Annotated in this window: 9 protein-coding genes; 4 read left to right on the forward strand and 5 right to left on the reverse strand. The window is 71.6% G+C overall.

Annotation, left to right across the window (positions count from 1 at the left end; all coding sequences use genetic code 11):
• Positions 1 to 12 precede the first annotated feature (12 nt).
• Positions 13 to 459: a VOC family protein gene (locus tag AC07GB_RS26605; RefSeq protein ID WP_478849625.1), complete on the forward strand. Its 447-nt coding sequence runs from the start codon at positions 13 to 15 to the stop codon at positions 457 to 459.
• 104 nt (positions 460 to 563) lie between these two features.
• Positions 564 to 1,682 carry an ADP-ribosylglycohydrolase family protein gene (locus tag AC07GB_RS26610; protein WP_478849627.1) on the forward strand — a complete coding sequence of 373 codons (1,119 nt, stop codon included), beginning with the start codon at positions 564 to 566 and terminating at the stop codon, positions 1,680 to 1,682.
• A 73-nt stretch (positions 1,683 to 1,755) separates the two neighbouring features.
• On the opposite strand, the gene AC07GB_RS26615 is transcribed toward AC07GB_RS26610, so the two are convergent.
• Both AC07GB_RS26615 and AC07GB_RS26620 read right to left on the reverse strand, forming a co-directional pair.
• Positions 1,756 to 3,318, reverse strand: coding sequence for a sodium:solute symporter family protein (locus AC07GB_RS26615; RefSeq protein ID WP_478849629.1), 1,563 nt, complete (start codon positions 3,316 to 3,318; stop codon positions 1,756 to 1,758).
• A 242-nt stretch (positions 3,319 to 3,560) separates the two neighbouring features.
• Positions 3,561 to 4,346, reverse strand: coding sequence for an SDR family oxidoreductase (locus tag AC07GB_RS26620; protein ID WP_478849631.1), 786 nt, complete (start codon positions 4,344 to 4,346; stop codon positions 3,561 to 3,563).
• Between the two features lie 75 nt (positions 4,347 to 4,421).
• Between AC07GB_RS26620 and AC07GB_RS26625 the strand changes: the two genes are divergently transcribed.
• A complete protein-coding gene (locus tag AC07GB_RS26625) occupies positions 4,422 to 5,276 on the forward strand; it encodes a hypothetical protein (RefSeq protein ID WP_478849633.1) in 855 nt (284 codons plus the stop codon).
• Between the two features lie 109 nt (positions 5,277 to 5,385).
• Here the strand turns inward: AC07GB_RS26625 and AC07GB_RS26630 are convergent, their stop codons facing one another.
• The 3 genes from AC07GB_RS26630 to AC07GB_RS26640 all read right to left on the reverse strand — a co-directional run bounded on the left by AC07GB_RS26630 (position 5,386) and on the right by AC07GB_RS26640 (position 8,023).
• Positions 5,386 to 5,595, reverse strand: a complete 210-nt coding sequence (locus tag AC07GB_RS26630; protein WP_478849634.1) for a DUF397 domain-containing protein — start codon at positions 5,593 to 5,595, stop codon at positions 5,386 to 5,388.
• Positions 5,596 to 5,881: 286 nt separating this feature from the next.
• A complete protein-coding gene (locus AC07GB_RS26635; protein WP_478849636.1) occupies positions 5,882 to 6,739 on the reverse strand; it encodes a helix-turn-helix domain-containing protein in 858 nt (285 codons plus the stop codon).
• A gap of 510 nt (positions 6,740 to 7,249) precedes the next feature.
• Positions 7,250 to 8,023 (reverse strand): GOLPH3/VPS74 family protein, encoded by a 774-nt coding sequence (locus AC07GB_RS26640; protein WP_478849638.1) that lies wholly within the window; start codon positions 8,021 to 8,023, stop codon positions 7,250 to 7,252.
• A gap of 178 nt (positions 8,024 to 8,201) precedes the next feature.
• Here AC07GB_RS26640 and AC07GB_RS26645 point away from each other — a divergent pair, with 178 nt between their 5' ends.
• Positions 8,202 to 10,811 carry a D-alanyl-D-alanine carboxypeptidase gene (locus AC07GB_RS26645; protein ID WP_478849640.1) on the forward strand — a complete coding sequence of 870 codons (2,610 nt, stop codon included), beginning with the start codon at positions 8,202 to 8,204 and terminating at the stop codon, positions 10,809 to 10,811.
• The last annotated feature ends 187 nt before the right edge of the window (positions 10,812 to 10,998 follow it).

The following is a 10,998-nucleotide window of genomic DNA, read 5'->3' on the forward strand; positions in this document are numbered from 1 at the left end:
GAGGGTTGCCCCATGACCACCGAGACGCACACCGACCTCACCCCCACCGTCTGGCGCCGCACCAACGACTCCACCAGCTTCGCCGGCCCCCGCACCCTCATCCGCGTCTACACCCCGACGGGGACCCTGGAGTCCGTCACCGCCTTCTACGAGCGGCTGCTCGGCGTGGAGCGGGACATGCGGTTCACGTATCCGCAGAAGCGCCTCGCGCTCGCCGTCGTCGGGAGCTTCCTGCTCGTCGAGGGCGACGAGGAGACGCTCGCGCCGTTCCGGGCCACGGACGGCACGCTGATCATCGACTCCGCGGAGAAGTACCTGGCCCGGCTCGCGACCGAGGAGGGCACGGAGATCCTCGATCCGCCGCACCGCGTCCCGACGGGCACCGGCTTCACCGTGCGGCACCCCGACGGCACGGTCGTCGAATACGTCGAACACCGCCCAACCCCCGACGGGAACTAGGGAAAGCGCACCTTCCGCACAAACCACTTGCCCCCTGAACCCACCGTTCCCGTTCGATTACAGTGCTGCGGAGTCGGACGGCGAGGCACGGGAAAGGGGGTTCGGTGAGTGCCGTAGCAGCCACCGGGGTGTGGGGCCGCACCGAGCAGCAGGACTTCCGCAGCCGGGTCCGCGGCACGCTGCTCGCGGCCGCCGTCGGGGACGCGCTCGGGGCGCCCGTCGACGGCTTGAGCCTGGCGGAGATCCGGGCCGCGCACGGCGCAGAGGGCCTCACCGAACTCGTCGCCGAGCACGGCAGACGCGGCGCCGTGACCGCCGCCACGCAGCTGTCGCTCTTCACCGTGGACGGCCTGATACGGGCCCAGGTGCGGCGCGACACGGGCGCCTGGCACCCGCCGACCGATCTGCACCGGGCCTACCGGCGGTGGGCCGTGACCCAGCGCGACTGGGGGCCCGACGAGCGGCGCGAGGAGGACGGCTGGCTGGCCCGTGAGGAGTGGCTGTACTCGCGCCGCGGGCCCGCCAGGGCCTGCCTCACCGGGCTCGCCGACGACCGCATGGGCACGCTCGACGTGCCCAAGAACCCGGGCGAGCGCGGGGCGGAGGCCGCCGTCAGGTCGGCGCCCTTCGGGCTGCTCGTGGGCTGGGAGCCGCAGCTCGTGCTCCAGCTCGCCGTGGAGTGCGCCGTGCAGACGCACGGACACCCCACGGCCTACCTCGCCGCGGGCGCGCACGCCGTGCTCGTGCACGGGCTCGCCCGCGGGGAGTCCCTCGACGGCGCCGTGCAGCGGGCGCTCTCGCTGCTCGCCGCGCGGCCGGGCCACCAGGCCGTCACCGACGGGCTTCGGCACGCGCTCGGCGCCGTACGGCAGGGCATGCCGAACGCGGCCCGCGTGGAGGAGCTGCTCGGCGACGGCGAGGCGGAGGGCGTGCTCGCCGCCGCCGTGTACTGCGCCCTCGTCGGGGAGGACGTCCGCCACGGCCTCAGGCTCGCCGTCAACCACGGCGCGTCCTCCACGGCGGCGGGCGCGCTGTGCGGGGCGCTGCTCGGCGCGCTGCACGGCGAGACCGCCCTGCCGCCCGGCTGGCTCACCGAACTGGAGGGCCGCGCCACCGTCCTGGAACTGGCGGACGACTTCGCCATGGAGATGACCCAGGGCCCGGCCCTCCACAGCCCGGCGGGCGCGGCCCCGGGCTGGCTGGCGAGATATCCGAGGGCGTGACAGGGGGCGCCCCGCAGGGGCGCGGGGAACTGCGCGACCAGCCACAACAAGCCCGCAGACGAAGAGACGCCCGCTAGGGACCCGGCTTGGAAGGCGCGGCCTCAGCCTGCCCCGGCAGGGGAAGGGCGGCGGCGGAGCCGTCGCCGTCCGTGTTGATCCGTTCGATCAGCGCGTCGCGCTCAGGCGTGTCCTCCGGCTTCACCCAGCCGATGACCACGTACAGGACGAGCGACACCGCCAGCGGTACGGACACCTGGTACTGGAGGGGCACCCCGCCGTCGACGTTCCAGTGGATGGGGTAGTTGACCAGCCAGAACGCGAAGAGGCCCAGGCCCCAGCTGGTGAGCGCCGCCGTGGGGCCCGAGCGGCGGAAGGCGCGCAGCAGGCCGAGCATCATCGGGATGGCGATGGGGCCCATGAGTCCGGCGACCCACTTGATGACGACGGTGATGATGTCGTCGAAGGTGGGGGAGTTGACCTGGGTGGCCACCGCCATGGAGAGGCCGAGGAAGACGACCGTGGTCAGGCGGGCCGCGACGAGCCCGGCGTGGTCGGTCCACCGCCGCGCCCTCCTCGACAGGACCGGTGCCACGTCCCGGGTGAAGACGGCCGCGATGGCGTTGGCGTCGGAGGAGCACATCGCCATGGTGTGGGAGAAGAACCCCACGATGACCAGGCCCAACAGGCCGTGCGGAAGGAGCTGTTCCGTCATCAGGGCGTACGAGTCCGAGCCGTCGGGCTTCGTCGCGTCGACGAGGAGCGGCGACATCCACATGGGGAAGAACAGCACCAGCGGCCACACCAGCCACAGCACGGCGGAGAGCCGCGCGGACCGTGTGGCCTCGCGGGCGTTGGCCGTGGCCATGTAGCGCTGGGCCTGGTTGAGCATGCCGCCGTTGTACTCGAAGAGCTTGATGAAGACGAAGGCGAGCAGGAAGACCGTGCCGTACGGGCCGACCAGCGGTTTCGCGTGGCCGTCCAGCTCGGGGCGGTCCCATACGCCGAAGAAGCCGCCGTAGTCGCCCAGCTCCACGACCACGGCCACGAACATCGCGATCCCGGCGAGCAGCTGGATGACGAACTGCCCCAGCTCGGTCAGGGCGTCCGCCCACAGGCCGCCGATGGTGCAGTAGACGGCGGTGACCGCGCCGGTGATGAGGATGCCCTGGTTCAGGGAGACCCCGGTGAAGACGGACAGGAGGGTGGCGATCGCCGCCCACTTCGCGCCCACGTCCACGATCTTGAGGAGCATGCCGGACCAGGCGAGCGCCTGCTGGGTCGGCAGGTTGTAGCGGTTCTTCAGGTATTCGAGGGGCGAGGCCACGTGCAGCCGCGAGCGCAGCCGGTTGATGCGCGGCGCGAAGAGGCGGGCGCCGATCGCGATGCCGAGCGCGATGGGGAAGGACCAGGTGACGAAGGACGTGACGCCGTACGTGTAGGCGATTCCGGCGTAGCCGGTGAACATCACGGCGCTGTAGCCGGACATGTGGTGCGAGATGCCGGACAGCCACCAGGGCATCTTGCCGCCGGCGGTGAAGAAGTCGCTGACGTTGTCCACGCGCTTGTGGGACCAGACGCCGATCGCGACCATCACGCCGAAGTAGCCGATGAGCACGGCCCAGTCGAGACCGTTCATATCCCCCTCCCGGGGTCCGCCTTGTGAACTCGGTCAACTCCGTTGATCTGCTGGGAAGTTCACCCGTGCGGCGCGGGTACGGCCGGGAAGGGCCCGCTCATCGTCGGTTCGGCCGTGTGGCGCGGACAACCGCCCGCACGGTCAAGAGGAAGTAAAATCGTTCGTGTCAGCGACCTTGGTTCATGTACGTGACCGAGTGAGGGTGCGGGAAACCCCCGGCGGCAGCCGGGGGCCAGGGTGTCTCAGCGCATCAGCTCTCCCGCGTTCACCAGGAGCGACTGGCCGGTGATGGCCCGGGCCCGGTCCGAGGCGAGGAACACGCACGCCTGCGCCACGTCCCCGTCCGTGGCGAGGTCGGGCAGCGCCATGCGCTCGGTGAGCCGCCGCTTCACCTCCGCCTCGGGCACGCCTCCGGCCCGCGCGGTCAGCGTCACGTACGCCTCCACCTGCGGGCCCCACATCCAGCCGGGCTGCACGGTGTTGACCCGGATCCGGTAGGGGCCCAGCTCGCGCGCGAGGGAGTACATCGCCGAAGTCAGCGCGCCCTTCGAGGCCGCGTACGCCGCCTGCCGCACCTGCGAGGGCGCCGCCACCGAGGACTGCGTGCCGATCAGGACCACCGAGCCGCCGCGCTCCTTCAGGGCGGGCAGACACGCCCGGGTCATGCGAAGGGAGCCGAGCAGGTTCACGTCCAGGACGCTCGCCCAGCTGGTGAAGTCCGCGTCCTGGAGCCCGCCGAAGTGGCTGTCGAACGCCGCGACCTGCACCAGCGCGTCGACGCCGCCGAACCGGTCGACGGCGAGTTCCGCGAGCGCCGCGCCCTGCCCCTCGTCGGTGATGTCCGTCGGCCGGTACGCGGTGCGGGCGCCGCCGGGGTCCGCGTCGACCGCGGCCTTGGCGAGGTTGGCCTCCGTGCGCGCGCCGAGCACGGCGTTGCCGCCCTCGGCCACGACGGCCGCGGCCACCTCATGGCCGAGCCCGGCGCCGACGCCGGAGACGATCACGGTCTTTCCCTGGAGCAGCGGCATGCGGGACCTCCGGGCTCTGGCCTTATGTCTGACGGGGCGTCAGAGTATGGGTCCGCGCGGAAGAAGGGGAGAGGCATGGGCGACGACACCCGTTCCACCAAGGCCCGCGCCGAGGCGTACGGCGAACTCGCCGCGGTCGGGCCGTACGGCGTGCGCCCGGGGCACGCGCTGATCACCATGGTCGAGCCGCACCCGGGGCACGAGTTCGCGTACAACCGCTGGTACGAGGACGACCACTACTACGCGGGCGCGATGGCGATGCCCTGGATGTACGCGGGCCGGCGCTGGGTGGCGACACGGGAGCTGCAACTCCTGCGCGTGCCCCAGAAGTCCGCCGTCGCGAGCCCGGTGACGGCGGGCTGCTACCTGTCGACGTACTGGATCACCGAGGGGCGCTACGCCGAGCACATGAAGTGGACCGTCGCCATCAACAAGCGCCTCAACCGCGACGGCCGCGTCCACCAGGCCCGCACGCACGTCTTCACGGCCTTCCAGGACCACGCGGCGACCGTGTACCGCGACGGCGCCGCCGGTCCGCGCGACGTGCACGCCCTCGACCACCCGTACCAGGGGCTCGTCCTGGAGGTCGTCGACGCGGAGGGGCCCGAGGAGCGCGCGCGGTTGCTCGACTGGCTGCGCGCCCGGCACCTGCCCCGGGCGCTCGGGGACTCGCCCGCCGCCCTGGTCACGATCTTCCGGCCGACGCCGCTGCCGGGCGACCGTATGACGTACGTGAAGCAGGTCGAGGGCGTGGACACCAGGCTGACGCTGCTGTGGTTCCTGGAGTGCGATCCGCGGGCGTGCTGGGCGGAGCGCTTCGCGGGGCGCGAGGCGGACGTGGCCGCCTCGGGTCTGGGCCGCGTGGAGCTGCTGGCCCCGTTCATCCCGACGGTGCCGGGCACGGACCGGTACGTCGACCAGCTCCGCTAGCGCGCCGGGGCAAAGGCCGAGCCCCCTCGGCCGGGACGGCGGACCAGTCGAGAGGGCTCTGCGGGTGCAGCTATGCGATTGTCTCGGCGATTGCCTTCACTGGCACGTATCACCCGAGGTCGTGAGACCCTTCACGCACCTCGCCCACGAAGGCGTTCCACGAGTCGGCCGGGAAGGCGAGGACCGGGCCGTCCGTGACCTTGGAGTCCCGCACGGAAATCGCGTGCAGGACGGGGGACTTGACCTCGACGCACGCGCCGTTCCCGGTGGAGTAGGACGACTTGGTCCACGAGGGCGACGCGCCTTGCTGGATTGCCATGTTTGCTCCGATGTGCGCAGTTGGTGAATTGCGGTATCCCGCGGGAGAGCGGTCTACGCCAACGCCGTTGGGCTGTTGGCGTGAATGACGCTACTCGCCAACATCGAGTGGCGGATGGTTCGTTCACTCAACCGGATGGCATATTCCAGAGGGGTCTTCCATCCCGGCGCGGCAACGGTGTACGGTGCGGCGTTTTCCCGGGCCGGGCGGCCTTCGAGGCCGTCGGGCGACCGGCGGGCGGCTGGCGGGCGGCCGTCGAGATATTCGGAAGCAGTGCTTCCGAATGTCAGCGGGCGTAGTCCTTGGCGATGTCCGCGATCAGCTGCCGGGATTGGTCGACGTTCAGCGCCTGGGCCCGCAAATGCTCGTACATGACGCTGTACTGCTGCACGTCATTGGCCTTTTCCAGATACAGGTCGCTGGTGACGCCCTCGATGTAGACGACGCTGGAATCCGACGCGTCCGGGAACTCCAGGATCGCGTACTGGCCATTCAGGCCGGGGTGCGCGCCCATGTCGAAGGGGATCACCTGCACCGTCACGTGCGGCAGCTGGGACTGCTCGACGAGGTGCTCCAGCTGCTCGCGCATCAGGGCGCGGGTGCCGACGACGCGGCGCAGCGCGGACTCGTCGAGGACGGTCCACAGGCGCAGCGGGTTCTCCGGCGCGGCGATGCGCTCCTGGCGGCGCATGCGGACCTGGACCCGTTTCTCGATGTCCGTCGGCGGGGTCTCCGGGAGCGCGCCGGTGATCAGCGCCTCCGCGTACGGCCTGGTCTGGAGCAGACCGGGCACGACCTGCGGATCGTAGACGCGCAGCGACGCGGCGTCGGTCTCGAGGCCGATGTACACGCTGTACGGGATGTCGCCGAAGGAGTGCCACCAGCCCTGCTGGCGGGAGTCCTTGGCCATCTGCATCAGCGAGTCGACGATGCGGTGGTCCTCGACCTCGTACACCCCGCACAGGTCGCGGACGTCGCGCTGGCTGATCGAGCGGCGGCCGTTCTCCAGGCGGCTGATCTTCGACTGCGAGACGAGCAGGCGCTCCGCCACCTCCTCCGCCGTCATGCCCTTTAGCTCACGGAGCCGCCGCAGCTCCTGGCCGAGCCGGCGACGCCTGACGGTGGGATTGACGTTGGACGCCACGGGAAGTGCACCTCCGGCAAATATGCCTCTACATTGCGTGTCTGCTGTGGAGCAGAGTGCCACCAAGGGGCAACTCGCCGCTGGGAAACAGCAGAACGGCGGACTTGTGGGGGTGCTGACGCCCCGCGGCGTCGAAGGTGCTTCTCAACAGGCGTGTCGCGTGCGGTGATTGCGTCCGTACGGGACCGCGCGCCGGTGCGGCCGGCGCCCGGCCCCGCACGGCTGCGCGGCGCGCGCCTCGTGGAGCGGAGGCGCGGGTGCGTCACACGGTGCGGGTGACGCGGTGCGCGGTGGTGCTGCGTGCGGTGGTGCGTGCGTGCTGCGTGCGGTGTGCGTGCTGCGTGTGGTGCGGTGCCGTGGGCGGCAGCCCGTGCGGGCCGCGCGCTCACGGGTCCGGTACCGATGCCGGTGTCGGCGTCCGTACCGGTGCCGGTGCGTGGTGCTGTGCTGCCCGGGGATCTCTCCCCGTACGTGGCCGCTCGTGCGGTTCGTGCAGTTCGTTCGGTTCGTTCAGTGGGCCACGGCGCGGGCCATGGCTCCCGCACCCCGGCGCGGCTGCATCGGCACCCTGCCGGGGTCCGTCGCCGCCCTCGCCGTCGTCCGTGCGGGCGGCCGTGTGCCACCCTGCCCCGCCGTCGCGGGGCTGCGGCGCGGCTGCGCCGCCACGCCGTTCTGGACGTCCATCACGGCGTGCGCCACGAGGCCGCCCATCGGGTCGTGCCTGATCAGGTCCCGCAGCCGGGAGCGGGACGATCGTCCCTCGTTGCCCGGATACAGGTGCTTGCCGAGGCCGACCGCGTGGGCCAGCGCGGCGAGCGCCGCGGTCCGTGGGTCCGGCGGTACGCCGGTGCGGATCGCCGAGTCGAGCCGGGACCTGATTTCCCGGCTGATCGCCGTGTCCGTCGCCTGGTAGCGAGTCGTCGGCAGCACCCCGCACATCTGGCCCGCCACGGCATGCACCATGCCGCACCGTTCCAGGTGCGAAAGGTAGGTCTGGCGCAGCCCCAGGCGGGGCCCGCCGATCCAGTGGACCGCGCGCACCGGGCTGCCGCGCCTGCGCAACAGCTCCAGTGCGGAGTCCAGAGTCGGATCTCCCGTCGGCCGTGGCATCACCACGGCGATACGATCCCCGTCAGGGGCTATCCGTCCGGCCAGCGCCAGCTCCACTAGCTGTGCTCCGGCCAGACCGAGGTCGAGCGACTGCGGCTGCGCTGTGGTACCCGTGGCCGGGTCCAGAGCGAGCAGCAGAAGCTCCTCCGGAATTGTTCTGCGGCTCCTGCCCATCCATGCCTCCCCGCGTGGATGAATGACAGGGTGACCCCTCTCACATTGGTCTGTCGAGAGCGCGTGGGCGGTACGTACGGGAACCAGTAGGTATGTCGTTCTCGTCTACCACGGGGGTTAAGCCCTCACACAGGACACTGGTACATGGTTCGGACAGCGGGTCCGGGCCCCGGTTTGCGTGGCGAAGCACGGCGAGTACGGCGAGTACGAGGAGGAATCGGTGGCGGGCGAGTACCCCGACAGTTCGAAGACGGTTTCTGGCGGGGGCGCCTCTGAGGACGACGCGGCAGCCTCGCCCCCCACGCCCCCGAAGGCCAAGGAGGTCACCGGGGACGCGCGCCTGCGGAACGCGGTGGCGGCGTGGGTCGCCTCCGCGGACGCGAAGGCCGAGGGCGGCGAGGGCGCCGAGGGTGGCGAGGGCGCCGAGGGCGAGAGCGGCTCTCCGGCCGGAGGTGACGTTTCCCCTGAGGCGGCGGACGCCGCGGACGAGGGCGCCGCGGACACCGCGGACCGGGCCTCGGACGAGAGCGCCGGGGAGGCCGCGGCGGAGCCGGAGGCGACTTCCGGCGGCGCGCCCGACCCGTCGGACGCGCCGAAGTCCGACACGGCCACGGCCGTGTTCCGGACCGACCGGCCGCGGGCCGGGGCCTCGGACGAGGGCGCCGACGAGGTGGCGGCGGACGCGTCGGACGCGCCGAAGTCCGACAAGGCCACCGCCGTGTTCCGGACCGATCGGTCACGGGTCGAGACCTCTGGCGACGGGGGTCCCGGCGAGGGCGGGCGTCCCGTCGACACGGCGACGGCGGTGTTCAAGACCCGCCCGTCGTGGGCGAAGAAGGACGAGGCCGAGGAGCCGGCCGGGGGCACTGACACCGCCGCCGAGCCCCGGTCCGGGTCCGATTCCGGTGCGCGTCCCGTGGACCAGGCGACGGCGGTGTTCAAGGGCGTCGTGCCGGAGGCGGACGCGGACGCCGAGGCGGGCGACGACACCGCGAAGTCCGCTGACGCGAAGTCCGCTGACGCGAAGCCCGCTGACGCGAAGTCCGCCGACGCGAAGCCGTCCGACGACAAGGCGGCCAAGGCAGGCGAGGCAGACAAGGCGGCCAAGGCAGACAAGGCGGCCAAGGCAGACAGGGCAGGCAAGGCAGGCAAGGCGGCCGACGCCGAGCCCGAGGTCCAGGGCGACGAGCCCGGCGGCAAGCCCGTCGACCAGGCCACCGCCGTCTTCAAGGCCGTCAGGCCCACCGGCCCCGGCTCCCGTGACGTCGACCAGCCCACCACCATGCTCAAGCTCGGCGACGTCAAGGCGGCGCCGGAGTCCGAGGCCGAGCGGACCAGCAAGTTCGTCGCGCTGAAGCCGCTGGACGAGCCCCGTGCCACGCCCGAGCGGAAGGCGCCGCCGCAGGGCGCGCCCAAGGCCCCCGCGGCCCCCGCCCCCGCCGCGCAGGCACCCAAGGCGGAGGCCCCGGAGCGGACCACCCAGCAGCCGCTGCCGCCCAAGCCGCCGCTCGACCTGCTCGCCGAGCTGACGAACACGCCGCCGCCTCCGGAGACCCCGACCCGCACCATCGTGCGGCGGTTCAAGGTCTGGACGCCGCTCGTGCTGCTCCTGGCGATCGTGTTTGCAGTCGTACAGGCCGTACGCCCGCTCCCGGACGCGAAGCTCAGCATGACCGCCAAGGAGACGTTCTCCTTCGGCGGCGGCAAGCCCTCGATCCCTTGGCCGAGCGACGGTCAGGCGGCCATGGACGTCGACGGCATCGGCACCTTCGGGACCTCGGGCAAGGCGAAGCCCGTGCCGATCGCGAGCATCGCGAAGGTGATGACGACGTATCTCATCCTGCGCGACCACCCCATCAAGAAGGGGACGAAGGGCAAGACCCTCACCGTCGACGCCCAGGCGCAGCGCCACTACGAGAAGGGCAAGCCGGAGAACGAGTCCGTGGTCAAGGTGACCGAGGGCCAGAAGATCAAGCAGTACGAGGCCCTCCAGGCCGTCATGCTGCCGTCCGCCAACAACGTCGCGCGGATGCTCGCGCGCTGGGACAGCGGCGGCGACGAGAAGAAGTTCGTGGCCAAGATGAACAAGACGGCCAAGGAACTCGGCATGGAGAACACCCACTACACGGACCCGAGCGGCCTGGACAAGACCACGGTGTCGACCGCCGAGGACCTGGTGAAGCTCGGCCGGGTGGCGATGGAGAACCCCACGTTCAAGGAGATCGCCGCCCAGCCCAAGTACGACGACCTCAACGGCGACGAGCAGAAGAACTACTTCGGCCTCGTCCCGACGGTCGCCATCGGCATCAAGACCGGCACCACCACGGCCGCGGGCGGCAACATCCTGTTCGCCGCGAAGAAGCGCGTCGACGGCAAGGACCACGTGATCATCGGCGCGGCCCTGGCCCAGTTCGGCAAGCCGGGTGTGGCCAACATCGACCAGGTCACGAGCGTCGTGAAGGACCTGATCGCCGCGGGCCAGGACGCGCTCACGGCGAAGACGGTGGTGAAGAAGGGCACGGTCGTCGGCCACGTCGACGACGGCCTCGGCGGCGAGACCCCGGTCGTCACCACCAAGGACGTCACGGCCGTCGGCTGGTCCGGTCTGACGTCGAAGCTGGAGCTGACCGACGGCGGCAAGGAGATCCCGCACACCGCGAAGAAGGGCACGAAGGTCGGCGTCCTGTCCGTGGGCGACGGCACCAGCGGCGCCGTCGAGGTGCCGGTGGCCCTGGCGAAGGACCTCGCGGAGCCCGGCCTCGGCGCGAAGCTCACGCGGGTCGGCTGACGGCGCGGGCACCCGCGCGGATCTACGCGAAAGGGGGGTGGGGGGGGGGGGGGGGGGGGGGGGGGGGCACCCCCCCCCCCCCCCCCCCCCCCCCCCCCCCCCAAAACAAAAAACCCCCCCCCCCCCCCCCCCACCCCCCCAGACACCACCCCCACCACCCCCCCTGAGAAAAGCAACCCCCACACCT

Source organism: Streptomyces sp. NPDC045778 (assembly GCF_056431945.1).

Coding starts and splice junctions, on each gene's coding strand:
- AC07GB_RS26640 (WP_478849638.1), bottom strand. CDS start 8,023: ATGGGCAGGAGCCGCAGAACAATTCCGGAGGAGCTTCTGCTGCTCGCT.
- AC07GB_RS26630 (WP_478849634.1), bottom strand. CDS start 5,595: ATGGCAATCCAGCAAGGCGCGTCGCCCTCGTGGACCAAGTCGTCCTAC.
- AC07GB_RS26620 (WP_478849631.1), bottom strand. CDS start 4,346: ATGCCGCTGCTCCAGGGAAAGACCGTGATCGTCTCCGGCGTCGGCGCC.
- AC07GB_RS26625 (WP_478849633.1), top strand. CDS start 4,422: ATGGGCGACGACACCCGTTCCACCAAGGCCCGCGCCGAGGCGTACGGC.
- AC07GB_RS26605 (WP_478849625.1), top strand. CDS start 13: ATGACCACCGAGACGCACACCGACCTCACCCCCACCGTCTGGCGCCGC.
- AC07GB_RS26615 (WP_478849629.1), bottom strand. CDS start 3,318: ATGAACGGTCTCGACTGGGCCGTGCTCATCGGCTACTTCGGCGTGATG.